The sequence below is a fragment of the Bradyrhizobium sp. UFLA06-06 genome (assembly GCF_054820065.1).
In genome coordinates this window covers 15,942-40,081 of sequence record NZ_JADFUD010000045.1, presented here as the reverse complement: position 1 = coordinate 40,081, position 24,140 = coordinate 15,942, and the positions used below count along the sequence as shown (strand labels likewise).

At 65.3% G+C, this 24,140-nt stretch carries 24 protein-coding genes; 14 read left to right on the top strand and 10 right to left on the bottom strand.

The annotated features are described in order from the left end of the window. Positions 1 to 196: 196 nt before the first annotated feature. On the bottom strand, positions 197 to 2,488 hold the full coding sequence (locus tag IF803_RS30030; protein WP_461194546.1) for a L,D-transpeptidase family protein: 2,292 nt from the start codon (positions 2,486 to 2,488) through the stop codon (positions 197 to 199). A 307-nt stretch (positions 2,489 to 2,795) separates the two neighbouring features. Further along, on the bottom strand, positions 2,796 to 4,286 hold the full coding sequence (locus IF803_RS30025) for a sigma-54-dependent transcriptional regulator (RefSeq protein ID WP_461194544.1): 1,491 nt from the start codon (positions 4,284 to 4,286) through the stop codon (positions 2,796 to 2,798). A gap of 142 nt (positions 4,287 to 4,428) precedes the next feature. On the opposite strand from IF803_RS30025, the gene IF803_RS30020 reads away from it, so the two are divergent. The 10 genes from IF803_RS30020 to IF803_RS29975 all read left to right on the top strand — a co-directional run bounded on the left by IF803_RS30020 (position 4,429) and on the right by IF803_RS29975 (position 13,470). Then, positions 4,429 to 6,360 carry a M3 family oligoendopeptidase gene (locus IF803_RS30020; protein WP_461194543.1) on the top strand — a complete coding sequence of 644 codons (1,932 nt, stop codon included), beginning with the start codon at positions 4,429 to 4,431 and terminating at the stop codon, positions 6,358 to 6,360. A gap of 238 nt (positions 6,361 to 6,598) precedes the next feature. Next, the gene (locus IF803_RS30015; RefSeq protein WP_016841611.1) at positions 6,599 to 6,751 is read left to right on the top strand and encodes an aa3-type cytochrome c oxidase subunit IV; all 153 of its coding nucleotides are present in this window, start codon (positions 6,599 to 6,601) and stop codon (positions 6,749 to 6,751) included. Positions 6,752 to 6,896: 145 nt separating this feature from the next. After that, the gene (locus IF803_RS30010; protein ID WP_304497216.1) at positions 6,897 to 8,021 is read left to right on the top strand and encodes a Re/Si-specific NAD(P)(+) transhydrogenase subunit alpha; all 1,125 of its coding nucleotides are present in this window, start codon (positions 6,897 to 6,899) and stop codon (positions 8,019 to 8,021) included. Positions 8,022 to 8,032: 11 nt separating this feature from the next. Beyond that, a complete protein-coding gene (locus tag IF803_RS30005; RefSeq protein WP_016841609.1) occupies positions 8,033 to 8,350 on the top strand; it encodes a proton-translocating transhydrogenase family protein in 318 nt (105 codons plus the stop codon). Positions 8,351 to 8,393: 43 nt separating this feature from the next. Continuing rightward, entirely contained in the window at positions 8,394 to 9,791 is a 1,398-nt protein-coding gene (locus IF803_RS30000; protein WP_018268744.1) for an NAD(P)(+) transhydrogenase (Re/Si-specific) subunit beta, read from the top strand. Between the two features lie 10 nt (positions 9,792 to 9,801). Continuing rightward, positions 9,802 to 9,972: a hypothetical protein gene (locus IF803_RS29995; RefSeq protein ID WP_461194541.1), complete on the top strand. Its 171-nt coding sequence runs from the start codon at positions 9,802 to 9,804 to the stop codon at positions 9,970 to 9,972. Between the two features lie 15 nt (positions 9,973 to 9,987). Continuing rightward, positions 9,988 to 10,806 (top strand): alpha/beta hydrolase, encoded by an 819-nt coding sequence (locus IF803_RS29990; protein ID WP_461194540.1) that lies wholly within the window; start codon positions 9,988 to 9,990, stop codon positions 10,804 to 10,806. A 53-nt stretch (positions 10,807 to 10,859) separates the two neighbouring features. Continuing rightward, positions 10,860 to 11,957 carry a calcium:cation antiporter gene (locus tag IF803_RS29985; RefSeq protein ID WP_028340625.1) on the top strand — a complete coding sequence of 366 codons (1,098 nt, stop codon included), beginning with the start codon at positions 10,860 to 10,862 and terminating at the stop codon, positions 11,955 to 11,957. Positions 11,958 to 11,994: 37 nt separating this feature from the next. Further along, positions 11,995 to 12,279, top strand: a complete 285-nt coding sequence (locus IF803_RS29980; RefSeq protein ID WP_028340624.1) for a cupin domain-containing protein — start codon at positions 11,995 to 11,997, stop codon at positions 12,277 to 12,279. 276 nt (positions 12,280 to 12,555) lie between these two features. Then, entirely contained in the window at positions 12,556 to 13,470 is a 915-nt protein-coding gene (locus IF803_RS29975; protein ID WP_461194539.1) for a hypothetical protein, read from the top strand. Between the two features lie 223 nt (positions 13,471 to 13,693). Here the strand turns inward: IF803_RS29975 and IF803_RS29970 are convergent, their stop codons facing one another. Together IF803_RS29970 and rpsU are read right to left on the bottom strand one after the other, a co-directional pair. After that, positions 13,694 to 14,356, bottom strand: a complete 663-nt coding sequence (locus IF803_RS29970; RefSeq protein ID WP_461194538.1) for a tetratricopeptide repeat protein — start codon at positions 14,354 to 14,356, stop codon at positions 13,694 to 13,696. 113 nt (positions 14,357 to 14,469) lie between these two features. Then, positions 14,470 to 14,766 carry a 30S ribosomal protein S21 gene (rpsU, locus tag IF803_RS29965; RefSeq protein WP_021078544.1) on the bottom strand — a complete coding sequence of 99 codons (297 nt, stop codon included), beginning with the start codon at positions 14,764 to 14,766 and terminating at the stop codon, positions 14,470 to 14,472. Positions 14,767 to 15,030: 264 nt separating this feature from the next. On the opposite strand from rpsU, the gene aqpZ reads away from it, so the two are divergent. Continuing rightward, entirely contained in the window at positions 15,031 to 15,753 is a 723-nt protein-coding gene (gene aqpZ / locus IF803_RS29960; RefSeq protein ID WP_016840586.1) for an aquaporin Z, read from the top strand. A gap of 173 nt (positions 15,754 to 15,926) precedes the next feature. Here the strand turns inward: aqpZ and IF803_RS29955 are convergent, their stop codons facing one another. After that, the gene (locus IF803_RS29955; RefSeq protein WP_461194536.1) at positions 15,927 to 17,033 is read right to left on the bottom strand and encodes a 5-(carboxyamino)imidazole ribonucleotide synthase; all 1,107 of its coding nucleotides are present in this window, start codon (positions 17,031 to 17,033) and stop codon (positions 15,927 to 15,929) included. Next, the gene (gene purE / locus IF803_RS29950; RefSeq protein WP_461194534.1) at positions 17,030 to 17,518 is read right to left on the bottom strand and encodes a 5-(carboxyamino)imidazole ribonucleotide mutase; all 489 of its coding nucleotides are present in this window, start codon (positions 17,516 to 17,518) and stop codon (positions 17,030 to 17,032) included. The genes IF803_RS29955 and purE overlap by 4 nt, the downstream gene beginning before the upstream one ends. A 145-nt stretch (positions 17,519 to 17,663) precedes the next feature. Here purE and IF803_RS29945 point away from each other — a divergent pair, with 145 nt between their 5' ends. Further along, a complete protein-coding gene (locus IF803_RS29945; protein WP_461194532.1) occupies positions 17,664 to 18,359 on the top strand; it encodes a GGDEF domain-containing protein in 696 nt (231 codons plus the stop codon). An 88-nt stretch (positions 18,360 to 18,447) separates the two neighbouring features. On the opposite strand, the gene IF803_RS29940 is transcribed toward IF803_RS29945, so the two are convergent. The 3 genes from IF803_RS29940 to IF803_RS29930 form a co-directional block, all read right to left on the bottom strand. Continuing rightward, positions 18,448 to 18,699, bottom strand: a complete 252-nt coding sequence (locus tag IF803_RS29940; protein WP_018268738.1) for a hypothetical protein — start codon at positions 18,697 to 18,699, stop codon at positions 18,448 to 18,450. 42 nt (positions 18,700 to 18,741) lie between these two features. Further along, the gene (locus IF803_RS29935; protein ID WP_411781816.1) at positions 18,742 to 18,951 is read right to left on the bottom strand and encodes a hypothetical protein; all 210 of its coding nucleotides are present in this window, start codon (positions 18,949 to 18,951) and stop codon (positions 18,742 to 18,744) included. Between the two features lie 196 nt (positions 18,952 to 19,147). After that, a complete protein-coding gene (locus IF803_RS29930) occupies positions 19,148 to 19,354 on the bottom strand; it encodes a YdcH family protein (RefSeq protein WP_016847372.1) in 207 nt (68 codons plus the stop codon). Between the two features lie 240 nt (positions 19,355 to 19,594). Between IF803_RS29930 and IF803_RS29925 the strand changes: the two genes are divergently transcribed. After that, a complete protein-coding gene (locus IF803_RS29925; protein ID WP_016847370.1) occupies positions 19,595 to 19,780 on the top strand; it encodes a YdcH family protein in 186 nt (61 codons plus the stop codon). 96 nt (positions 19,781 to 19,876) lie between these two features. Here the strand turns inward: IF803_RS29925 and IF803_RS29920 are convergent, their stop codons facing one another. Then, on the bottom strand, positions 19,877 to 20,992 hold the full coding sequence (locus IF803_RS29920; RefSeq protein ID WP_461194561.1) for an NAD(P)/FAD-dependent oxidoreductase: 1,116 nt from the start codon (positions 20,990 to 20,992) through the stop codon (positions 19,877 to 19,879). A 262-nt stretch (positions 20,993 to 21,254) separates the two neighbouring features. On the opposite strand from IF803_RS29920, the gene IF803_RS29915 reads away from it, so the two are divergent. Then, entirely contained in the window at positions 21,255 to 23,942 is a 2,688-nt protein-coding gene (locus IF803_RS29915; protein WP_461194530.1) for a sensor domain-containing protein, read from the top strand. Positions 23,943 to 24,140 lie beyond the last annotated feature (198 nt).

Here is a 24,140-nt window from a genome sequence, read left to right as displayed (position 1 = left end):
GCTTTCTTAAAGCGGGAGGGTTAACCGAGGTTTACCGACCCGCCCCCAAGTTAGGCTTAACTAACTGGGCGACTGTGGCAAAAGATAGCCCTGCTCCCCAGCCGAGACCCGAAATGGTTAACGTAAACGATCTCGCCTTTTGAGCGAGATCGTTGATTTTGCTTCAAAATTTATCCCAATCGGGCGGAAATGCAGATTAGCGGGTGATCACCCGGCGCTGCTGCTGGGCCTGCCCACGACGGATCGGCTGCGGCTCCGGCTGTCCGAATCCCCCGAACAGGCGCTCGAAGAAGTTTGGTCCGGAGGAGCCAAAGCCGTTGTCGCCGGCGACATTGACGCCGGCGGGCAGGCTGCTGCTCGGCGGACGCGAGTAGCTCGGCTGGGCGTGCGCCACCACCGTCTCGAGATCCTTGCCGCGGCTGTTCCTGAGCAGCGACAGCATGGCGGCGTCGCGGCCGTAAACGTCCCTGCGGAATTGCAGCTTGCCAGCATCGTCCACAAACGCGGTCTGGTAGGTGATGTTCACCGGGATCGGCGTCGGGAATTTCAGGTCGACCTCGCTCGAGCCGTACATGCTGCGGATCCGCTCCGGCGTGTAGTGCTGGTTCGGCTCGGTGATGTTGAGCAGGACGGCGGCGTACTGATCGGGATTCTGCACGCGCATGCAGCCGTGGCTGAAAGCACGCTCGTCCTTCGCGAACAGGTACTTGTCCGGCGTGTCGTGCTGATAGACCAGGAACTTGTTCGGGAAGTTGAAGCGGATGCGGCCGAGTGCGTTGGCTTCACCCGGCGGCTGCGAGATGTGGATCGAGCCGTCGCGGTTGCGCTCGAGCCTGAGGCCCATGCGCTGCAGCACCGTCGGATCCTGCTGCAGGGCCGGCAGATACTCGTTGTAGATGATCGACGGCGGCACGTTCCAGGTCGGATTGACCGTGATGTACTTCATCGTCTCGGTCAAAAGCGGCGTGGCATGCTGGCCGGGCTTGCCGGTGACGACTCGGGTGGTCCAGACCGGCGCGCCGTTCTGCATCACCCTCAGCGTGTAGTCCGGGATGTTGAGGATCACATAGGCGTTGCCGACACTGGCGGCGCCGAGCTGGCGCGGCAGCCAGCGCCAGCGCTCCATGTTGACGATCACGGTGTCGATCTGCCGATCGCGCTTCGGATTGTTCAGCGCCTTGACCGTGCGCTCGTCGAGAACGCCCGTCGGCTTGAGGTCGACGCTGCTCTGGAATTTCTCCACGGCCCGCGCGACCGTCGCGTCATACTTGGTGCTGTCGGCATCCTCGGTGATGCCGAGCTTGTTGCGCAGGTCCGGCACGCGCGGATCGTCCATCTCGACCGCGGCCTGCTTCTTGCGCGCCGGCAAATATTTCAGCGCCGGGCCGTCAGCGATCGTGATGACCGGACCGTCGCCCTGGCCACGCAGCTCGGCGAGCTTCTTCTTCAGCTCCTTGTAGAGCTTCTGCTGCGGGTTATAGCCGTCGAGCGCGGCGGAGGCGTCCTTGGCGGAGGTCACATTGGCGAACACTTCCGCCGGATCGATCGGGTGCTCCGGATAGAGAATGTCCCCCGACACCTGCGACCAGTGCATGCGGCCGCTCTGGGCTTGGCGGGCATAGTCCAGCATGCCGGCCGCGAGCTTCAGCTCGGCGTCGGCCAGCGCGTCCGGCGAGGTCGCCGCGGCGAAATCCGGCGCCGGATAGTCTGATGCATCGAGGCCGTCGGCGGCCGCGTCCTTCAGGCGGGCAATGACGCCCTTGCCGGCGTCGGTGAGCTTGCCGGCCTTGGTGAAGACCGGTGCGTAGTCGCGCGCCGAGTAGAATTTCTCGGCCGCCGCGCGCTCGTTCTTGCGATCGAAGGTGCGCAGCGACTTGCTGGCGAGCAGTTCGCGCAGCTTGTCGGCAACCGGCTGATCCTCGGCGGCAACGTTGCTCGCTGCCTTCGCCGGTTCGCTCGCCGGAGCTGCGGCGGTCGCGGGAGCAGGCGCTGTGGCCGGCGCCGCGGCCGTTGCGGGCGCGGGGCTTGCGGCCGGCGCGGTGGCCGTTGCAGGGGCGGGGGCCGGCGGCGCGACCGCGGTATCGGTCTTCGGCGCATCGGCGGGCTTCGTGGCCGGCGCGGTCGCTACATCGGCGGGCTTCGGCTCGACCGCCTTTGCAGTCGCGCTCGGCTCTGCCGGCCTGGCGTCGACCGGCTTGGTCTCAGCAGGCTTGGCCTCGGTGGCTTGCACATCGGCGGGCTTCACGTCGGCCGGCTTGGCTGCATCGGGCAGCGCTGCGGTGGTGTCGGCCTTGAAATCGCTTGCGGTGGGGGGCGGCACGTTGGCCGGTTCGGGGCGCGGGATCGCCGCGTCGATCGCGAGTTCCGATGCGCTGGAGTGAGGCGTGTCCTGCGCGAGGGCCGAGGTCGCGGACACCGTGAGGAAGGTTGCCGCGACGGCCATCAATACGCGGTCAAATCCTCGACGGTTGTTCGAACAGTCACGCATCGTCACACCCCCTGGGTGAAACTGCCCCTCGTCAAACTGGAACAGTTCAATTCAGAATTTGGTTTCATAGCTTGCGCGAAGCGCCGGCCTCTCGATCGACTCGCACGCCTGCACACAACGAACGCAGACGATACATTTGCCCCTCTCATGCAGCCAGCGCCATGCGGGGCAACTCACGACAAACTGACCTCGAAGCAGCTGATTTCACTCCAGGCCGTGCGTTTTTGCCACGCGGCACAGCCTTTGTCTGTCACCGCCACGACACGGTTCAAAAGGTTCCCTGGTGTGGCCCTGTCGGCCTCAAGGGCTAAGTGGCGTCGCTTGCGCGCGCGCCGGCCGCAGCTTCGTCGAGCTTGCGGTAGAGCGTCGAACGGCCGATCTTGAGGCGGCGCGCGACCTCCGACATCTGTCCGCGGTAATGCGAAATCGCGAAGCGGATGATCTCGTTCTCGAGATCTTCTAAGGGGCGCACCTCGCCCGCGGCATTGAGCATCGCAAGGCCGCCGACGGTGGGCAGGGAAACAGCGACCGGTATTTCATTACCGGAAATCATGGCCGGAGCCGTGGAGGGCGACACCACCAGCGGCTCACCCTGCAGCGATTTGCCCTCCGGCACGGGATGCGCCGTTCCTTGCGGGAAATCGGCGAGCCCGAGCTGGTCGCCGTCGCTCATCACCACGGCGCGATACACTGTGTTCTCGAGCTGGCGGATGTTGCCCGGCCAGTCGAGCTGCGCGAGGTGCGCCATCGCCTCGCCGCTGATGCCGGTGATGTTGCGGTTTTCCTCGGCGCAGAACCGCGCCAGGAAATGCCGCAGCAGATGCGGGATGTCTTCGCGCCGCTGTCGCAGCGCCGGAATGGTCAGCGGCAGCACGTGCAGGCGATAGAACAGGTCCTCGCGGAACTGGCCGCCTTTCACGAGATCGAGCAGCTTGCGGTTGGTGGCCGAGATGATGCGAACATCGACCTTGACCGGCTTGCGGCCGCCGACCGCCTCGACGGTGCCTTCCTGCAGCGCGCGCAGCAGTTTCACCTGCGTGGCCAGCGGCAATTCACCGACCTCGTCGAGGAACAGCGTGCCGCCATGCGCTTCGACGAACTTGCCCTGATGGCGCTCGGTGGCGCCGGTGAAGGCGCCCTTCTCGTGGCCGAACAGGATCGATTCGACGAGATTGTCCGGGATCGCGCCGCAATTCACCGCAACGAACGGCCTGGCCTTGCGCTCGCCGCTGCCGTGAATGGCGCGCGCGAACAGTTCCTTGCCGACGCCGGATTCGCCCTCGATCAGCACCGGGATCGTCGAGGACGCGGCCTTTTGCGCGGTGCGCAGCACCCCGGCCATCGCCTCGCTGCGGGTGATGATGTCGGAGAAGGTCAGCCGGCCCTCGCGGCTGTGGCGGATCCGCTGCAATTCGCCCTTCAGCGCCGAGGCGTTGAGGGCGTTGCGCAGGGAAACCTGCAGCCGCTCGAAGCCGACCGGCTTGACGACGAAATCCTGGGCACCGGCGCGCATCGCCGACACGACATTATCGATGCCGCCATGCGCGGTCTGCACGATGACCGGGACGGTCAAACCAGCTTCACGAATTTTTGCGAGGACTCCAAGACCGTCGAGGCCCGGCATCACGAGGTCGAGCACGATGGCGTCAATCGCCTGCGTCTCGGATGCGGTCAGGGCCGCGATCGCCGCGTCGCCACTGTCCACGACGAGGGGCTCATAGCCGCACTTCTGCACCATGTTTTCAACCAAACGGCGCTGTACTGCGTCGTCATCGGCGATCAAAATGGTGGCAGCCATGGTTTTCCCCGCACGCTACGTTTATTTGTCTCGAATCGGGGCAATGTCGCCGATGCCGATTAACGCACTCTTAAATGTTGCAAACCCGCATTCATTCCGCCGCCGCCGACATCTTTCCGACTGAACTAAGGTTACGAACAAGATGACCTCGCGCTCCAGAACTGCACCCAACAAGTCTGCCCTCAGCAAGTCTGCTCTCAGCAAGGCCGCTCTCCGCAAGGAAGCCGCGTTGCGCAAGACGGCCGCGCAACGCAAATCGTCCGCAGGCGGCCCGGCGGCGAAAAAGGCAGCCAGCAAGACCGGCAAGCTTCCGGAATGGAATCTGGCAGATCTCTACTCCGGTATCGATGCGCCTGAAGTCGCACGCGACTTGCAGAAAATGGACGCAGATTGCGTCGCGTTTGAGACCGACTACAAGGGCAAGCTTGCCGAAAATACCGCCAAGGAGGGCGGCGGAAAGTGGCTGGCCGAGGCGATCAGGCGCTATGAGGCGATCGACGATCTGGCTGGCCGTCTCGGCTCTTACGCCGGCCTCGTCCATGCCGGCGACAGCGTCGATCCCGCGATCTCGAAATTCTACGGCGACGTCTCCGAGCGGCTGACCGCCGCGTCGGTGCATCTGTTGTTCTTCTCGCTCGAGCTCAATCGCGTCGACGATGATGTGATCGAGCGCGCGATGGCCGAACCCGAACTCGGCCATTACCGGCCGTGGATCGAGGATCTGCGCAAGGACAAGCCGTACCAGCTCGAGGATCGCGTCGAGCAGCTGTTCCACGAAAAGGCGCAAAGCGGCTACGCGGCCTGGAACCGGCTGTTCGACCAGACCATCTCCGGCCTGCGTTTCAAGGTCGGCGGCAAGGAGCTCGCGATCGAGCCGACGCTGAACCTGCTGCAGGACAAGGCGGGGGACAAGCGCAAGGCTGCCGCGCAGGCGCTCGCCAAGACCTTCAAGGACAATGAGCGCAGCTTCGCGCTGATCACCAACACGCTCGCCAAGGACAAGGAAATCTCCGACCGCTGGCGCGGCTTCCAGGATGTCGCGGACTCCCGCCATCTCAACAACCGCGTCGAGCGCGAGGTGGTCGATGCGCTCGTCGCCTCGGTGCGCGCGGCCTATCCGAAGCTGTCGCACCGCTATTACGCGCTGAAGGCCGGCTGGTTCAAAAAGAAGAAGCTGCCGCACTGGGACCGTAACGCCCCGCTGCCGTTCGCGGCGACCGGCACGATCGCCTGGCCCGAGGCACGCAACATGGTGCTGTCGGCCTATAGCGGCTTCTCGCCCAAGATGGCGGAGATCGCGGAGCGCTTCTTCGACGATCGCTGGATCGATGCGCCGGTCCGTCCCGGCAAGGCGCCCGGCGCGTTCTCGCATCCGACCACGCCGTCGGCGCATCCCTATGTGCTGATGAACTATCAGGGCAAGCCGCGCGACGTGATGACGCTGGCGCATGAGCTCGGTCATGGCGTCCATCAGGTGCTGGCGGCGAAGAACGGCGCGCTGATGGCGCCGACGCCGCTGACGCTGGCGGAAACCGCAAGCGTGTTCGGCGAGATGCTGACCTTCAAGCGGCTATTGTCCCAGACCAGGAACGCCAAGCAGCGCCAGGCACTGCTCGCGGGCAAGGTCGAGGACATGATCAATACCGTGGTGCGGCAGATCGCGTTCTATTCATTCGAGCGCGCGGTCCATACCGAGCGCAAGAACGGCGAACTCACCGCCGAGCGGATCGGTCAGATCTGGCTCAGCGTGCAGGGCGAGAGCCTGGGGCCGGCGATCGAGATCAAGCCGGGCTACGAGACGTTCTGGATGTACATTCCGCACTTCATCCACTCGCCGTTCTACGTCTATGCCTATGCGTTCGGCGATTGCCTCGTGAACTCGCTCTATGCGGTCTACGAGCACGCGTCCGAAGGGTTTGCCGAGCGCTATCTCGACATGCTCGCCGCCGGCGGCACCAAGCACTACTCCGAGCTGCTGCGGCCGTTCGGGCTCGATGCCAAGGACCCCAAATTCTGGGACGGCGGCCTGTCCGTCATCGCCGGCATGATCGACGAGCTGGAAACGATGGGCTGAGGCCCATCCGCCATGCTGTCCCTGGCCTGAAGCCGGCGTTTTTGCGCCGGACGGCATGATCTTTCCTTGGCGTCCGCGCTGGGGAGATCAATCCGGCCCGGACGCGGCCGTTGGCGGGCCGCCCGGATCGGGGACGATTTGCGCTTCAAATCGCCTGATCGGGACCGTGCCGTTGCCCTGCCTACCCGTTTGCGGTAATGGCTCGCGGAGGAACGCGAATTTCTGACTGGGGACAGCGATGGCAGACCATAGCGAAGTGGCCTACACGACCGCCGACGGCAACGATTACGTGGCGCATGAGCAGACCTATGAAGGGTTTATCATGCTGGTCAAATGGGGCACCATCAGCGTCGCCATTATTCTCGCCCTGATGGCCTATTTCCTGGTCTGATCCTTAGATCGGCTAGCGGCGCCGCCGTCCCGCGGCGGTGCCGGAATTCCTGTCGAACCCGGATGTGTAAAAACCGGGTATCCAAATCTGGCGAAAATAACGCTAGTTTGAAGACGCGTGCGCCGCTCGCGCCGCCGGAGGGCCCATGAAGATTGCCGTTGCCAAGGAAATTGATCCGTCCGAGCCGCGGGTTGCGGCCTCGCCCGATACCGTGAAGAAGTTCAAGGCACTCGGCGCTGAGGTCGCGGTCGAGCCGGGCGCGGGCATCAAGTCGGGCCTTCCCGATTCGGAGTTCACCGCCGTTGGCGCCACCGTCAGCGCGGACGCGCTCAAGGACGCCGACATCATCATCAAGGTGAAGCGGCCGGAAGCCTCCGAACTCTCCAAATACAAGCGCGGCGCGCTGGTCATCGCGATCATGGATCCCTATGGCAACGAGGCCGCGCTGAAGGTGATGGCCGATGCCGGCGTGTCCGCCTTCGCGATGGAATTGATGCCGCGCATCACCCGCGCGCAGGTGATGGACGTCTTGTCCTCGCAGGCCAATCTGGCCGGCTATCGCGCCGTGATCGAGGGCGCCGAGGCCTTTGGCCGCGCCTTCCCGATGATGATGACCGCCGCCGGCACCGTTCCGGCCGCGAAGGTGTTCGTGATGGGCGTCGGCGTCGCCGGCCTGCAGGCGATCGCGACCGCGCGGCGGCTCGGGGCCGTCGTCACTGCGACCGACGTGCGCCCGGCCACCAAGGAACAGGTCGAATCGCTCGGCGCGAAATTCCTCGCCGTCGAGGACGAGGAATTCAAGAACGCGCAGACCGCCGGCGGCTACGCCAAGGAAATGTCCAAGGAGTACCAGGCCAAGCAGGCCGCGCTGACCGCCGAGCACATCAAGAAGCAGGACATCGTGATCACGACCGCGCTGATCCCGGGCCGTCCGGCACCGAAGCTCGTCACCGGCGAGATGGTGAAATCGATGAAGCCCGGCTCGGTGCTGGTCGATCTCGCGGTCGAGCGCGGCGGCAATGTCGAGGGCGCCAGGCCCGGCGAGGTGGTCGAGACCGACGGCATCAAGATCGTCGGCTACACCAATGTCGCCGGCCGCGTCGCGGCGTCGGCCTCGGGGCTCTACGCGCGCAATTTGTTCTCGTTCATCGAGACGATGGTCGACAAGGCCAACAAGGCGCTCGCGGTCAATTGGGACGACGAGCTGGTGAAGGCCACCGCGCTGACCAAGGACGGCGCCGTCATCCATCCCAACTTCCAGCCGAAGTAAGGAGAGAAGCCATGGAGCATCTCGCGCAGGCCGTCGATCCGTTCGTGTTCCGGCTGTCGATTTTCGTCCTCGCCGTGTTTGTCGGCTATTTCGTGGTGTGGTCTGTGACCCCGGCGCTGCATACGCCGCTGATGAGCGTGACCAACGCGATCTCCTCGGTGATCGTGGTCGGCGCGCTGCTCGCGGTCGGCGTCGGCATGGTCTCGAGCGGTTCGGGCTGGGCCCGCGGCTTCGGCTTCGTCGCGCTGATCTTCGCCTGCGTCAACATCTTCGGCGGCTTCCTGGTCACCCAGCGCATGCTCGCGATGTACAAGAAGAAAGCCAAGTGAGCGGCAATCACCTCGGGGTGATGAGGATTTTGGGGGACCTGAGATGAGCGCCAATCTCTCTGCACTGTTGTATCTCGTGGCGGGGGTGCTGTTCATCCTGTCGCTGCGCGGCCTGTCGAGCCCGGCGTCGTCGCGCCAGGGCAACATGTTCGGCATGATCGGCATGGCGATCGCCGTCGGCACCACGCTGGCGAGCCATCCGCCGGCCGACGGCGTGGCCTGGGTGCTGGTCATCCTCGCGGTCGCGATCGGCGGCGGCATCGGCGCCGTCATCGCGCGCCGGGTGCCGATGACCTCGATGCCCGAACTCGTCGCCGCATTCCACTCGCTGGTCGGCATGGCCGCGGTGCTGGTCGCCGCCGGTGCGTTCTATGCGCCCGAGGCGTTCGACATCGGCACGCCCGGCAACATCCATCCGCAGAGCCTGGTCGAGATGTCGCTCGGCGTCGCGATCGGCGCGCTGACCTTCACCGGCTCGGTGATCGCGTTCCTGAAGCTGTCGGCCCGGATGAGCGGCGCGCCGATCATCCTGCCGTTCCGTCACGTCATTAACATCGTGCTGGCGCTGGCGCTGGTGTTCTTCATCGTCGGCCTCGTGATGAGCGGCAGCGCGCTCGACTTCTGGCTGATCACCATCATCGCGCTGGCGCTCGGCGTGCTGATGATCATCCCGATCGGCGGCGCCGACATGCCGGTCGTTATCTCGATGCTGAACTCGTACTCCGGCTGGGCCGCGGCGGGCATCGGCTTCACGCTGGGCAATTCGGCACTAATCATCACCGGCGCGCTGGTCGGCTCCTCCGGCGCGATCCTGTCCTACATCATGTGCCACGCGATGAACCGCTCGTTCATCTCGGTGATCCTCGGCGGCTTCGGCGGCGAGACCGCGGCGGCCGGCGGGGGCAGCGGCGAGCAGAAGCCCGCCAAGCTCGGCTCGGCGGATGACGCCGCCTTCATCATGAAGAACGCCTCCAAGGTCATCATCGTGCCCGGCTACGGCATGGCGGTGGCGCAGGCCCAGCACGCGCTACGCGAGATGGCCGACATCCTGAAGAAGGAAGGCGTCGAGGTGAAATACGCCATTCACCCGGTCGCGGGCCGCATGCCCGGCCACATGAACGTGCTGCTGGCCGAGGCCAATGTGCCCTATGACGAGGTGTTCGAGCTCGAGGACATCAACTCGGAGTTCGCCCAGGCGGACATCGCCTTCGTGATCGGCGCCAACGACGTCACCAACCCGGCGGCGGAAGAGGACAAGACCTCGCCGATCTACGGCATGCCGGTGCTGCAGGTATGGAAGGCGGGCACCGTGATGTTCATCAAGCGCTCGCTCGCCTCGGGCTACGCCGGTATCGACAACCCGCTGTTCTACCGCGACAACACCATGATGTTGCTCGGCGACGCCAAGAAGGTCACCGAGAACATCGTCAAGGCGATGTAAGGCGGTAGCGATGACGCTGAACCGGGAGTGGCATCGAGCGCATCGCATGCCGCCCCGGGCGACGCGCGAGCAACGCATCAAGTGGCACGTCGCGCACGCGGCGGCGTGCGCGTGCCGGCCGGTCCCCGACAGCATCGAGGCGGATGTCGAGAAGCTGCGCAAGCTCCGCGGCAAGACATAGCCGCGGCCACCGCTGATGGCACTGGCACTCGCAATCCTGAAATGGCTCCTGATCGTCGCGTTCGTCATCTATCTCGGCGGGCTCGTGGTGCTGTACGTCAAGCAGCGCGAACTGCTGTTTCCGATCCCGCCGGTCGGGCGAACCGCGCCGGCAGCCGCGGGGCTTCCCGAAGCGGAAGAGCATGTCCTGACCACTGACGACGGCGAGAAGGTCATCGTCTGGCACGTGCCGGCGAAGCCGGGCCGGCCCGTCGTGCTGTTCTTTCACGGCAATGGCGATTTTCTTGCCGGACGGGTGGCGCGCTTCAAGGCCATCACGGCCGACGGCACCGGGCTGGTGGCGCTGTCCTTTCGGGGTTACGCGGGGTCGAGCGGGTCTCCGAGCGAGCAGGGACTGCTGCAGGACGCCGCGGCGGCTTACGCCTTCACCACCGCGCGCTACCGCGCCGAGCAGATCGTGGCCTGGGGATTCTCCCTCGGCACGGGCGTTGCGGTTGCGCTCGCTGCCGAACATCCGCTCGGCAAGCTGATCCTTGAGGCGCCGTATACGTCGACGGCCGACGTCGCCGGCGCGCATTTCTGGTATGTGCCGGTCAGCCTCTTGATGCGCGATCAATTCCACTCCGACCGGCTCATCGCGCAGGTCAAGGCGCCGCTGCTGATCATGCATGGCACCGACGATCCGGTGATCCCGATTCGCTTCGGCGAGCGCCTGTTCGGCCTCGCCCATGAGCCCAAGCAATTCGTGCGACTGCCCGGTGGCGGGCACGATAATCTCGATGATTTCGGTGCGATGGCGACGGCGCGGCGGTTTATCGACGCCGCAAGAGGCTGACGGCGGCGATTGTCTGTCGCATAATCGCGCCACCGAAGTGAGGGGACCCCACGATGAGCGCACACGGACCGATGCCGCGGTCGGCCTGGCTGTATCCCGTTCTGGCGGTGCTGTTGTTTGCCGCGGTCACGGCCACCGGCTACAGCTTCGCGCCATCGGCCGGGGGCTGGGTGTTTGCGGCGGTGCTGCTGGTCATTCTGTTCGGCACCGTGTTCGCGGCGGTCCACCATGCCGAGATGATCGCCGAGCGGATCGGCGAGCCGTTCGGCACATTGCTGCTGACGCTCGCGGTGACGATCATCGAGGTGGCGCTGATCTCGACGATCATGCTGGGCGACACGCCGGCGCCGACCCTGGCCCGCGACACGGTGTTTGCGGTGGTGATGATCGTCTGCAACGGCCTGGTCGGGCTCTGCATCTTCATCGGCGGCTTGCGCTACAAGGAGCAGGATTTCCAGATCACCGGCGCCAACCTTTACCTCAGCGTGCTGTTCGTGCTCGCGACCATCACGCTCGATATGCCCAATTTCACGCTGGCCTCTCCGGGCCCGGTGTTTTCCACGGCCCAGCTCGCCGTCGTCAGCGTCGTGACCGTGCTGCTCTATGCGGTGTTCCTCTACACCCAGACCATCCGTCACCGCGATTATTTCGTCAGCGGCGCCAATGAGGCGGCGGCGCATGGCGAGGTGATGTCGGACCGCATGACGGCGATCAGCGTTGCGCTGCTGCTGATCTCGCTGCTGGCGGTGGTGCTGCTGGCGAAGAAATTCTCGCTGGTGGTCGATGTCGTCACCGTCAAGATCGGCGCGCCGCCGGCCTTTGCCGGCCTGGTGGTGGCGGCCCTGATCCTGTTGCCGGAGAGCGTTGCCGCAGTGTCGGCGGCGCGCAAGAACGATCTGCAGAAGAGCATCAACCTTGCGCTCGGCTCGTCGATCGCCACCATCGGGCTCACGGTTCCCGCGGTCGCCGTAGCCGCCTATGCGCTCGACAAGCAGCTGGTGCTCGGGCTCAGCAACCAGCATATGCTGATCCTGCTGCTCACCTTCATGGTCAGCATGCTCACCTTCGGAACCGGCCGCACCAACATCCTGTTCGGGCTCGTTCACATGGTGGTGTTCGCCGTGTTCGTGTTCATGGTTTTCGTGCCGTAGAGCATGATCCGCTCAAATAAAAATGGAGAGAATGACGATGCTCAGCGCCAAATCGGATGTGCAGGTGGATACCGCGGAGGTCCGCGTGACCGAATGGCGGCTCGCGCCGGGCAGCGCCACCGGCCACCACACCCATGAGATGGACTATGTCATCGTTCCGATCACGGCCGGCGAGATGACGATCGTGGCGCCGAACGGCGAGCGCTCGAAGGCGCAGCTCGGAGCCGGCAAATCCTATTTCCGCAAGGCAGGGGTCCAGCACGACGTGCTCAACGAGACCGCCAGCGAGATCGTGTTCCTCGAGGTCGAACTCAAGCCCTGATGCGGCGCAAGAACCCTCCAAGGAATCCGGCAAGGAACCCTGCACCCGGCGAATGGCAGGTCCGAGCCGGCGCGGCTGTGGAAATTCATAACCCGTTAACGGCTGCGCGATGATCTAGCAGGCGGATGCGGCCTGCGCAGGGGGCGCCTCCGGCTGAAACCAAAGCGACACCAAAGGTGACGTCGGAACGGGGGTTTGCCACCGATCCGACGCAGTTGATCCCTGAATGTGCCTCAAAGTTCCAGCATGTAATACCGGGGTGGGGAGTGGCAGGTCATGCTGAGTTACCTGAAGAAATTTGTGATGGACATCTTACCCTCGGTGGCAGCGACCATCATCGGGGCGTACATCGTTAATCACTACATCGTGGCCAAGCCGGAGGCGCCGGCAGCCGCAGCGGTGACCGCCGCAGTCGATCCCAAGGCAGATCCGAAAGCCGCCGCCAAGCCGGCCACCGTCGTCAGCAGCCTCCCCGAAGCCGGTGTGAAGGCCAAGGGCATGTCCGAGCGCACGCTGATCGAGCGGTCGGCGTCCGAGAAGGCCACCGTCACCGAGAAGCCCGCCGAGAAATCGGCCGACCCCAAATCTGCCGATGTGAAGCCTGATGCGCCGGCAGATACCGCCAGCATCCCCGCCGACACCCGCCATCACCCGGCGGCGCCGAAGGCCGTCGCGAAGGTCGCGCCCGCTGCTGCGCCGCAGCCGGCCGCGCCCGCGACGCCAGCCGCACCGGTCGAGGCTGCGGTGACGCCCGAGGAAAGCCGCGACGCCAACGACCTCGCGCGCGCCGCCATCGAGCGGCTGCGCAAGGAGCGTCCGCAGGAGGCGGCGCGTTCCCAGGACGCTACGCGTTCCCAGGACGCTGCGCGCACCGATCTTGCGCGCCTGCCAGAGGCGCAGCGTCCGGCAGCCGCCTCGGCGATCCGGCCTTTGCCGCCGCCGATCATGGTGTCGAGCCCGTCCACTGACAATGTCGATCAATCCTCGCAGCCGCGTCCGCCCTACGCCGCCGGCGGCCAGGACTCCAACCGGCTGACGCCGCCGGCCGACATTCCGGTCCCGGTGGTGCAGGCCCCGCTCGACCTGCGCGCCGAGGCGATCATGCCGGCGCAGAAGAACGAGCGCACGTCGGTGACCGACGACATGTTCTCTGGCATGAAGTCGATGTTCCACGCCGTCCTGCCGAAGTAGCCGCAGCGAATCGGCTTGCCGCGATTTCGGTCCACCTCTCCCCGTCGGGGAGAGGTCGGATTGCGCCTGGCGATGCGAAGCATCGTCCAGTGCAATCCGGGTGAGGGCTCTCGCCCTCTCGATAGACCGTAACCCCTCACCCGATTTGCTGCGCAAATCGACCTCTCCCACGGGAGAGGTGAACCTTCGACGCCGTTTCCAGCTCAACCTAATCTCATCATGCTTAGCCGCCGGTGCGCGCCAGCCCGCTGCGCGCGTTGCCGTCGCTTGGCCGCAGCGCGAGCGCGCGATTGTAGGACGCCGCCGCCTTGGCCTTGTCGCCGAGCCGCTCATAGGCCTGGCCGCGAGCGCTCCACGCCGCAACATTGCTTGGATCGGCCTGCACGGCCTCGTCGAGATCGCTGGCGGCCTGCTTGGCCTTGTCGAGCGCGAGGTAGCTGGTCGCACGGCCGACCAGAGGCTCGGCCTTCTGCGGCGACAGCCCGCTGGCCGCGGTGAAATCGTCGATCGCCTGCTGATGCTGTCCGCGGCCCTGATAGATCAGAGCGCGGCCGTAGAGCGCCTGGATGTTGTAAGGGTCGGCCGCCAGTGCCTGTTCGAACTCCGCCATCGCCTCGTCGAGCTTGCCGGAGCGCGCCAGCACCTGAGCGCGCGTGGTGTGATCCTTGGCGCTGTTGACGTCTTGCGGGGTGATGGTGTCGGCGGCGGGCTTGTCGGCGGTGGCAGCCGGCTTCGGCTTGTCGTCCGAGGAGCCCCATGAACCGAGGTCGAAGGAGCAGCCCCCGAGCGGCAGGCCGAGAACCACTGCAATGATGACGAGATGCGGCGCGCAACGGCGGTGCGCGGGTCCTGGAAAGGGCGGGCGGGCTGCCGGATCAGCCGTCATGCAAAATGCTCTTGCCGGTCGTTTTGCATGGGTACCCCGGAACGCGGCGTGCTTCAAAACGACAACGCGGGCCCGTGGCCCGCGCTGTTAGACTTCCATATCGGCAAAACGGTTCAGCGAGGGCCGCGACCAGCGCCTGCACCGCCCGGACGGCCGCCGCGGTCGCCACCGGGGCCAGCGCCGAACACCGGCTTCGGCTTCATCGGCAGCAGGCCTTCGCGCTGCAGCTTCTTGCGCGCCAGCTTGCGTGCGCGGCGCACGGCTTCGGCCTTTTCGCGGGCCTTCTTCTCGGAGGGCTTTTCGTAGTGACCGCGGAGCTTCATCTCGCGGAAAATGCCCTCGCGCTGCATCTTCTTCTTCAGCGCCTTCAGGGCTTGGTCGACATTGTTATCGCGGACGAGAACCTGCACGCGGCATCCTCTTTTGAATTGATCGGTTCGGAATTCTGGCGAGGTGAAGAGGCGGCAAAAGGCCTGCCTCTTAACCCTAGGCGCGCGCATGTATCAGAGAAACGCGCAGATGTCCACCGGTCGAGTGACTTTCGGGCCTAGTAAAGCCACGAAATAGGGCGAAAATGCCATTGTGCGGCCCTGATTTGGGTGGTTTGGCGCCCAGATGAGGGCCGCTCCCGGCGTTTTGGATAACCCGGACATTGGAAATAGGGGAGATGCGAGATGGAGATGAAGAAATACGCTGCCGAGGCCATCGGTACGTTCTGGCTCACATTCGCTGGCTGCGGCAGCGCGGTGATCGCGGCCGGCTTTCCGCAGGTCGGGATCGGCCTGGTCGGCGTGTCACTGGCCTTCGGGCTGAGCGTGGTGACCATGGCCTATGCGATCGGCCATATCTCGGGTTGCCACCTCAACCCGGCGGTGACGGTCGGGCTCGCCGCGGGTGGGCGCTTCCCGGGCGGCCAGGTGCTGCCCTACATCATCGCGCAGGTCGTGGGCGCCATCATCGCGGCCTGGCTGCTCTATGTGATCGCGAGCGGCGCGCCCGGCTTCGATGTCAGCAAGGGCTTTGCCTCCAACGGCTATGACGCGCACTCGCCCGGCCAGTACAACATGGTGGTGTGCTTCATCACCGAGGTGGTGATGACCATGATGTTCCTGTTCATCATCATGGGATCGACCCATGGCAAGGCGCCTGCCGGCTTCGCGCCGCTCGCTATCGGCCTCGCGCTGGTGATGATCCATCTCGTCAGCATTCCCGTCACCAATACGTCGGTGAACCCGGCGCGCAGCACCGGACCGGCGCTGTTCGTCGGCGGCTGGGCGCTGGGGCAGCTCTGGCTGTTCTGGGTCGCGCCCCTGATCGGCGGTGCGCTCGGCGGCGTGATCTATCGCTGGCTCAGCGACGAGCCGGCCGGCATCGTCGCCGGCGCGAAGACGGCGTGATCGGCGAGAGCGTTTTCGAGCGAAGTGGACGCCGGTTCGCGTGAAGAAAACGCGTAAACAAGAATCCAGAGCATCGGTTCTGATTGAATCAGAGCCGATGCTCTAATGGATCGTGGCTGCCACGATCCCATTTCCATCGATGCGTCGAAGGCGGCTTGCGGGCCGCGTGTGAACTATGGCTTGCGGGCCGGCGTCACTTCGGTGACGTGCCCCATCTTGCGGCCGGGGCGCGGCGTGCCTTTGCCGTACAGATGCACCGTGGCGCCGGGAACGGTGAGCCACTGCTCGTAGCTCAGGATATCGTCGCCGATCAGGTTGGTCATGACGACATCGCCGTGACGCACCGGCTTGCCCAGCGGCCAGCCGGCGATCGCGCGGATGTGCTGCTCGAACTGTGAGATCGAGGCGCCGTCGAGCGTCCAGTGACCGGAATTGTGCACACGCGGCGCGATCTCGTTGACCAGCACCGTCGCCTTGCTGCCGTTGCCGGGCACCGCAAACATCTCCACCGCGAGCACGCCGACATAATCGAGCGCCGAGGCGATCTTTTCGGCGATCGCGCGCGCCTGCGCGGCAAGCTCATCGGGGATCGCGGCGGGCGCGCGGGAAGTTTTCAGGATGTGGTCGCGATGCTCGTTCTCGGTGACGTCGAAGCATTCTACGTCACCTGAAGCGGAGCGGGCGGCGATGACCGAGATCTCGCGTTCGAACGGCACGAAGGCTTCGAGGATGGCCGACTTGGTGCCGAGGTCCTGCCAGACCTGTTCGAGATCGTCGCCGGCGCGGATGATGGCCTGGCCCTTGCCGTCATAACCGAAGCGGCGAGTCTTGATCACCGCGGGCAGGCCGATGCGCTCGATCGCCGTGCGCAGCGTGCCGACCGAGGAGACGTCGGCGTAGTCGGCGGTGCCGATGCCGAGCTTGCTGATGAAATCCTTCTCGATCAGCCGGTCCTGCGTGGTCTCGAGGATCTTATAGGCCGGCAGCACCGGGCGGCGCGCGGCGAGCACCATCGCGGTCGCGGCCGGGACATTCTCGAATTCATAGGTGACGACGTCGACGTCGTTGGCGAACAGTTCGAGCGCCTCGACGTCGGCATATTCCGCGCAGGTCGCGTTCTGCACCACGTCGAACGCCGGGGAGTCCGGATCCGGCGAAAACACCTGACAGCGGAGTCCGAGGCGCGCCGCCGCCATCGCCAGCATCCGGCCCAATTGCCCGCCGCCGAGGATTCCAATGGTGTCGCCCGGCTTCAGCTTCACTCCGTTCGAAGCCGTCACGCCGCGCCCTCCGGATGCTCGTTGACCGCGTCGGTCTGCTGCTTGCGCCAGGCCGCAAGGCGGGCCGACAGAGCCGGATCGTTGAGTGCGAGCACGCTCGCCGCGAGCAGCGCGGCATTGATCGCGCCGGCCTTGCCGATCGCGAGCGTCCCGACCGGGACGCCGGCCGGCATCTGCACGATCGAATAGAGCGAATCGACGCCCGACAGCGCCTTCGACTCGACGGGAACCCCGAACACCGGGAGTTCGGTCAGCGCGGCCGTCATGCCCGGCAAATGGGCGGCGCCGCCGGCGCCGGCAATGATCACCTTGCGGCCGGCTGCCTTGGCGCCCTTGGCAAAGGCGTAGAGTCGATCCGGGGTGCGGTGGGCCGAAACGATGCGCGTTTCGCAGGCCACACCGAGCGCAGCCAGCGTCTCGGCGGCATGGCGCATGGTTTCCCAGTCGGACTGACTTCCCATGATGATGGCGATCGGAGCGGTCATCTCTTCAATTCTGTGCAGGAATCCAAAAGCATAGGCCGATTATAGGGGCGGCCCGGGCGTCATCCAAGGCGTGGCAAGGGAGTTAGAATGGACTATCCTGTCTTGGTGAATCCCGGCAAGCCTTCATAAGCAGGCCTCAACAAGGATGCGCATGAAGAAGAAGACGACGGCGGCCGCCTCCGGGGCCGCGAAACGACGCAAATCCGGGCCGGGCAAGACTGGAGCCAAGCGGGCTGGAACCAAACGGGCTGGAACCGAAGCTTCCACGCGAGGCGCGGTCGCATCCGGCGACAAATCGACGATCCGCAGCTTGCGGGCGCAGCTGGCGCGGGCGCAGGCCCGGATCGAGGAGCTGCAGGCCTCCGCCGAGACCGACTTCCTGCTCGACATCCTGAACCGGCGCGGATTCGAGCGCGAGCTCGCCCGTTCGCTCTCCTTCATCAAGCGCTATCAGGCCTCCGGCGCGCTGATCGTGCTCGACGTCGATCGCCTCAAGCCGATCAACGATGCCTTCGGCCACGCGGCGGGCGACGAGGTGCTGAAGGCGATCGTTGCCGCGATATCGGATCAGGTGCGCGCTTCCGACGTGATCGGCCGTCTCGGCGGCGACGAGTTCGCCGTGCTGCTGTGGAATCTCAGCGAGATCGATGCCCGCGCCAAGGCGGCTGCGCTGGAAGAGGCGATCGATCGGTTGACCTTCATGTTCCGGGACAGCCAGGTCACCGCAGGTGCCTCCGCGGGCGTTGCGATCCTCACCGCGCATTCGGACATCGATCGCGTTCTCGATGAGGCCGACCGTGCGATGTATGTGCGCAAAGCGCAGCGGCGCCACGAATCCTAAGCATGATCCGGAAAAGTGCGAAGCGGTTTTCCGAAAAGATCATGCTCAAACGATGATGATTCGACCCGATCCCATCGCGCTTGAGAGATCAAAGCGCGCTCAGATCCTCCGGCACATTGCCGTAGGCCCGCAACAGCTTGGCATCGCCGAATTCGCCGATCGCGGGATCGCCGGTGCGGCTGAACGCGACGGCGCCGATGCTGCCGGGCATCCGCGACATGGTCTCCGCGCGGCGCAGCGCGACCGCCGAGCTCTGGCATTCCTCGGCATTGCCGGCGACCGGCGTGCCGTCATCATCCTGCATGAAGGGCAGTGCCACGTAATAGGTTACATCGGCCATCGCTGTGCTCCCTGAAGATCAGGCCAAGGATCAGGCCAAGGATCAGGCGGCATCGCTCGCCGCCGGGGTCTGCGCCGGCACGCAGCCGGCGGTGATCGCGGCCTGCAATTCCTCAAGCTCGGCTTCCAGATATTCGTTGGCCATGATCAGCGCCTTGATGGTGCTGCGCAGGTTGCCGTCGCACATCGCGATCGCCTGATCGCAGGCCTTCTCGTAGCGGCTGTTGTCGGGCAGGGAAGGCGGTGCGGACATGGCGAAACTCCCTCTGATGGCTGGCGGCTGGATCGTTATGTTCTCTTTTTGTTCCGATAGAGTCAAGCGCCGGGAAACCGCCTCGCGTCCGTTGCCGCGAACGTGAAGCCGGTGCGGCGCTGTGGATGACGGGGAAAACCGCCGCCCGGCCTGAACCGGAAGCGCCGAACCGCGAAGGCCCGCGCCGCGACGCGCGTCAGGCGATGATGTCGGGCGTGATCTGGTCTTCGATGAAGGCGATGCGATCGCGGAGTTGCAGCTTCCGCTTCTTCAAGCGTTGCAGCATCAAGAGATCCGGCGCCGGCGACTGGTGCAGCGCGTCGATCGCGGCATCGAGGTCGCGGTGCTCTTGTTGCAGACGCGCGAGCTCGGCGATTAGTTCGCGCTCATCCTGATCGTTCATGGTTGTATATTAACTGATAAGCACGATGAGGTTGTTGCGGCGGAAGTCGCCGCTCGCCGGAATATCCTCCTTGCGCGCGCGCCGCGCAAGCCAGACCGGTTCCATAGTCACGATTGGTTACAGATAAACCGAAATGAGTGCGTGCGGCATTTCGCGTTCCCCATCGACAGCGCCGTCCACTTGTGTACACTCGGCGATCCGGATCGAACCTGAGGTTTAACGCACCGAGGAGAGTTCGCAATGGCAATACAGGCCCATCTCATTGAGCTGGAGCGTAAACACAAAATACTCGAGAACGAACTGCACGAAGCGCTCGTTCACCCCTCCGTAGACGACCTGCATATTTGCGAGCTGAAGCGCCGCAAGTTGATGGTCAAGGATCAAATCGAGCGGTTGAGACTGTCCGCCGACGACACGGTCCACTAGACCGCCCCCCTGCAAATTAGCAAATAGCCTGGCCTTTCACCGAGGGATGAACGCACAAGTGCGCGCGCATCCCCCGGACGGCCATACTGTATTTGCTCAGAGTTCCGCCAACTCGCCGACATGGTCGGCGACCGCGAGCGATGACGTCAGTCCGGGCGATTCGATCCCGAACAGGTTGATCAGGCCCGCGACGCCGTGATCGGCCGGCCCCTGGATCAGGAAGTCCTGCGTCGCCACCGCCGGCGGCACGATCTTGGGGCGGATTCCCGAGTAGCTCGGCATCAGCGCGCCGTCCGGCAGGGCCGGCCAATATTTCCGGATCGCCGGATAGAACCGCTCGGCCCGATCAGGGTCGACGGCGTAATCGATGTGATCGATCCATTGGACGTCGGGCCCGAACCTCGCCTGTCCGGCCATGTCGAGCGTCAGGTGCACGCCGAGCCCGCCGGGTTCCGGCACCGGGTAGATCAGCCGCGAGAACGGCGCCCTGGCGCTGCAGCTGAAATAATTGCCCTTGGCCAAATAGGCCGTTGGAATCAATTCGATCGGCATGCCCTCGACGTTGCGCGCGACCGCCGTCGCGCCGAGCCCGGCGGCATTGACCAGGAGATCGCAGGCCAGTGTCATCGGCGCCGCGCCGCCGGCCTCGATCTCGAACCCGTCGGCGGTGGCCCTGGCGTGGAGCAGCGGCGTATGGAAGGCGAACGCCGCCCCGGCCTCCTCGGCGTCACCGCGCAGCGCCAGCATGTAAGCATGGCTGTCGATGATCCCGGTCGAGGGCGACAGCAGCGCTGCGTCGCAATTCAGCGCCGGCTCCAGGGCGCGCGCCGCCTCGCCGGACAACAGCTGCATGTCGTCGACGCCATTGGCTTTCGCATGCGCGCGGATCGACTGCAGCTTCTCAGTCTCCGCAGGCGTGGTGGCCACGATCAGCTTGCCGCAATTCTTGTGCGGAACGCCGTGCTCGGCGCAGTAGCGGTAGAGTGCCCGCTTGCCGCTGACGCACATCCGCGCCATCAGGCTGCCGGCGCGGTAGTAGATGCCGGCGTGGATCACCTCGCTGTTCCGCGACGAGGTCACCGTGCCGATCCCCTCGGCCTCCTCGATCACAATCACTTCGCGGCCGGCCTGTGCCAGCCGCCGCGCCACCGCGAGGCCGATCACCCCCGCACCGACGATCACGCAATCAACCCTGTCCATCTCGTCCTTCAGGTCCGAAAATTTCCGCCCGGCCGCGCCCTGGCCGCTGCCGCCAACATCGTTCAGCCGATCCGGTCGCTTTGGGCAAGTGCTTATTAGGCAAGTGCTTGGGCCATCTCAAATAGTTGGGAAGCCATGCCCTGTTAGTGGAGCATTAATCATGTCAGGGCAATTGCCATTAATTGAGTCAGCATTTTCCGGTTGCATCAGTACGCGTTTACCCGATCCAAACCGCCGGAGCCGGACACTCGCCCCGGAAATCCGCGGGTGATCGATGGCTGGCAGGAAGGTGCAGGCGGGCGGGAAGAATTCGATTCCGGCAAAGGCCGTGCTCTGCCTGATTGCCGCCGTCGCGCCGTGCGCTGCAGCCCGGGCCGGCACCGGTGCGTTCGCGCCGTCCAGCTATCTCGGCAGCCTCGATCCCGGCGTGGTCTGGGAGCTGCTGATCGGCAGCGTGGTGGTGGCGTCCTTTCTCGGCGCGGTCGGGCTGTGGATCCTCTCGGCGCTGCGCAAGGCGAAGCGCGCGCAATTGCGGCGCAACGCCTTCGTCTCGTCGGCACTCAACCATTTGAACCAGGGCGTGGTGATGACCGATGCGCAGGAGCGCATCGTGTTCTGCAACGACCGCTACCTCGACATCTACGGCCTGTCGCGTGCCGACATCCGGCGCAACATGACGGGCGTCGAGCTGCTGGAGCTGCGCCGCGACCGCGGCGTGCTCGACCTCAGCGCCGAAGATTTCTTCGCCAGGGCCGCGGCGCCCGAGGGATTGGTCACCGAGCTGCCCGGCGGCAGGTCGGTGCTGGTGAAGTATTTTCCGCTGCCGAACGGCGGCTCGGTCGCGACCCATCTCGATTGCACCGACCAGCGCAAGCTGTCGCGGAAGCTCGCCTCGACCACGCAATTCCTGGAATCGGTGCTCGACAACGTTCCGGTCTGCGTCGCGGCCAAGAACATCGAGGACGGCCGCTACATCTTCGCCAACCGCGCCTTCGAGCGCTTCTCGCGCTTCTCGCGCGATCACATCGTGGGCAAGCGCGCCGACGAGATCTTCCGCCCCGAGACCGCCGCCAGCATCGACACCGCCGACCGCGCGGCACTGAACGCGGCGGAAGGCTATCATCGCAGCGAATTCTTCGTCGAACGCGGATCGGACAAGCGGATCCTCGCCTCCAACCGCGTGATCGCCCGCAACGAGGCCGGCGAGCCGGAATTCCTGATCGCACTGTTCGAGGACGTCACCGATCGCCGTTCGCTGTCGCGCGAGCTCGAGAACAACAAGAAGTTCCTCGAGCTCGTGGTCGACAACATCCCGGTCTCGCTGATCGTGCAGCGGGTCAGCGACGGCCGCTACCTCCTGGCCAACCGCAGCGCCGAGACGATCCTCAATCGCCGCCGCGAGGACGCCGCCGGCCTGACCGCGTCCGACATCTTCAATGCGCGTGAAGCCAAGCTGATCATCGCCCGCGACGAGGCCGCGATCAGGAAGCGCAGCATGATCGCCGAGGAGCATCCGATCTCGACCAAGGACGGCCTGCGGCTGTTCCTGACCCGCCGCATGACCGTGCTCGACGATGTCGGCGAGCCGCAATATCTGATCAAGACCCATGAGGACGTCACCGATCGGCGCCAGACCGAGTCGCGCATGGCGCACATGGCCTATCATGACGGCCTGACCGATCTGCCGAACCGCGCCGCCTTCCTGCAGGCGCTGACCCAGATGATCGAGGCCTGCGACGGCACCGACGAGGAGTTCGCCGTGCTCTGCGTCGACCTCGACGGGCTGAAGGAGATCAACGACGTCTATGGCCATGCGATGGGCGACAAGGTGCTGATCGAGGTCGCGCAGCGCCTGCAGACCGTGGCGCGCGGCGGCGTGGTGGCGCGGCTGTCCGGCGACGAGTTCGGCCTCATCATCGACGGCAAGCAGCCGGTCGCCGGCATCGCACTGGCCGAGCAGGCCGCCGAGGCGCTCGGGCAGGATTTCCTGATCGACGGCAAGTCGGTGCGGACCGGGCTCACCACAGGGATCGCGGTGTTCCCGGACAACGGATCCGACGCGGCCTCGCTGCTGGCCAATTCCGGCGCGGCACTGTTTCGCGCCAAGGCGAAGTCGCGCGGCACGATCTCGATCTTCGAGCCGGAGATGGACCAGCAGATCCGCGATCGCCGCGTGCTGCACCAGGAGCTGTCGGTCGCGATCAAGAATGGCGAATTGTCGCTCTACTACCAGCCGCAGGCCGCCGCGGGCGGCAGCGTGGCGGCCAGCCGGATCATCGGCTTCGAGGCGCTGGCGCGCTGGCACCATCCGGTGCGCGGCTTCGTGCCGCCCGGCGACTTCATTCCGCTCGCGGAAGAAAGCGGCCTGATCGTCGAGATGGGCGAATGGATCCTGCGCGAAGCCTGCCGGGAGGCGGCCTCCTGGGCGATCCCGCTGCAGGTTGCGGTGAACCTGTCGCCGGCGCAATTCACCCATGGCGACCTCGTCGGCCTCGTGCATTCGATCCTGCTCGAAACCGGGCTCACGCCCGACCGGCTCGAGCTCGAAATCACCGAGGGCGTGCTGATCGAGGATTTCGACCGCGGCCTGTCGCTGCTGCGGCGGCTGAAGGCGCTCGGCGTCCGCATCTCGATGGACGATTTCGGCAGCGGCTATTCCTCGCTGAGCTACCTGCAGGCGTTTCCGTTCGACAAGATCAAGATCGACCGCGCCTTCGTCATCAATCTCGGCCGCAACCCGCAATCGGCCGCGATCGTGCGCGCGGTGATCGATCTCGGCCACGGCCTTGAAATGTCGATCGTCGCCGAAGGCGTCGAGACCGAGGCACAGCTCGGCTTCCTCGCCGAAGAGGGCTGCGACGCGGTGCAGGGCTATCTGATCGGCAGGCCGGCCCCGATCGGCCAATTTGCCGGGCTGGTCGGTGGCGACCAGCTTGCGGAGACCGTGCGCAGAGCCGGGTAATTTGGCCTGAATGGTCGCCGGCCCGGCCGGCTATGCTTGCCATCCGTTGCTCGCCCGGCTACATCTCGACCCACCACATCATTTCAGCCGAGAAAGGAGGGCCGCGTCGTGGCGAGATACACCGATCCCCACCTCAAGCGTGGCCCCGTCAACGCCCTGCAGATGCGTTTGCAGGGCTGACCGGAAACTCGCGCAACA

What these genes read in the sequence shown, in the direction of transcription:
- IF803_RS30030 (WP_461194546.1), bottom strand. Translation starts at nt 2,488, where the DNA reads ATGCGTGACTGTTCGAACAACCGTCGAGGATTTGACCGCGTATTGATG.
- IF803_RS30025 (WP_461194544.1), bottom strand. Translation starts at nt 4,286, where the DNA reads ATGGCTGCCACCATTTTGATCGCCGATGACGACGCAGTACAGCGCCGT.
- IF803_RS30020 (WP_461194543.1), top strand. Translation starts at nt 4,429, where the DNA reads ATGACCTCGCGCTCCAGAACTGCACCCAACAAGTCTGCCCTCAGCAAG.
- IF803_RS30015 (WP_016841611.1), top strand. Translation starts at nt 6,599, where the DNA reads ATGGCAGACCATAGCGAAGTGGCCTACACGACCGCCGACGGCAACGAT.
- IF803_RS30010 (WP_304497216.1), top strand. Translation starts at nt 6,897, where the DNA reads ATGAAGATTGCCGTTGCCAAGGAAATTGATCCGTCCGAGCCGCGGGTT.
- IF803_RS30005 (WP_016841609.1), top strand. Translation starts at nt 8,033, where the DNA reads ATGGAGCATCTCGCGCAGGCCGTCGATCCGTTCGTGTTCCGGCTGTCG.
- IF803_RS30000 (WP_018268744.1), top strand. Translation starts at nt 8,394, where the DNA reads ATGAGCGCCAATCTCTCTGCACTGTTGTATCTCGTGGCGGGGGTGCTG.
- IF803_RS29995 (WP_461194541.1), top strand. Translation starts at nt 9,802, where the DNA reads ATGACGCTGAACCGGGAGTGGCATCGAGCGCATCGCATGCCGCCCCGG.
- IF803_RS29990 (WP_461194540.1), top strand. Translation starts at nt 9,988, where the DNA reads ATGGCACTGGCACTCGCAATCCTGAAATGGCTCCTGATCGTCGCGTTC.
- IF803_RS29985 (WP_028340625.1), top strand. Translation starts at nt 10,860, where the DNA reads ATGAGCGCACACGGACCGATGCCGCGGTCGGCCTGGCTGTATCCCGTT.
- IF803_RS29980 (WP_028340624.1), top strand. Translation starts at nt 11,995, where the DNA reads ATGCTCAGCGCCAAATCGGATGTGCAGGTGGATACCGCGGAGGTCCGC.
- IF803_RS29975 (WP_461194539.1), top strand. Translation starts at nt 12,556, where the DNA reads ATGCTGAGTTACCTGAAGAAATTTGTGATGGACATCTTACCCTCGGTG.
- IF803_RS29970 (WP_461194538.1), bottom strand. Translation starts at nt 14,356, where the DNA reads ATGACGGCTGATCCGGCAGCCCGCCCGCCCTTTCCAGGACCCGCGCAC.
- aqpZ (WP_016840586.1), top strand. Translation starts at nt 15,031, where the DNA reads ATGGAGATGAAGAAATACGCTGCCGAGGCCATCGGTACGTTCTGGCTC.
- purE (WP_461194534.1), bottom strand. Translation starts at nt 17,518, where the DNA reads ATGACCGCTCCGATCGCCATCATCATGGGAAGTCAGTCCGACTGGGAA.
- IF803_RS29945 (WP_461194532.1), top strand. Translation starts at nt 17,664, where the DNA reads ATGCGCATGAAGAAGAAGACGACGGCGGCCGCCTCCGGGGCCGCGAAA.
- IF803_RS29940 (WP_018268738.1), bottom strand. Translation starts at nt 18,699, where the DNA reads ATGGCCGATGTAACCTATTACGTGGCACTGCCCTTCATGCAGGATGAT.
- IF803_RS29935 (WP_411781816.1), bottom strand. Translation starts at nt 18,951, where the DNA reads ATGTCCGCACCGCCTTCCCTGCCCGACAACAGCCGCTACGAGAAGGCC.
- IF803_RS29930 (WP_016847372.1), bottom strand. Translation starts at nt 19,354, where the DNA reads ATGAACGATCAGGATGAGCGCGAACTAATCGCCGAGCTCGCGCGTCTG.
- IF803_RS29925 (WP_016847370.1), top strand. Translation starts at nt 19,595, where the DNA reads ATGGCAATACAGGCCCATCTCATTGAGCTGGAGCGTAAACACAAAATA.
- IF803_RS29915 (WP_461194530.1), top strand. Translation starts at nt 21,255, where the DNA reads ATGGCTGGCAGGAAGGTGCAGGCGGGCGGGAAGAATTCGATTCCGGCA.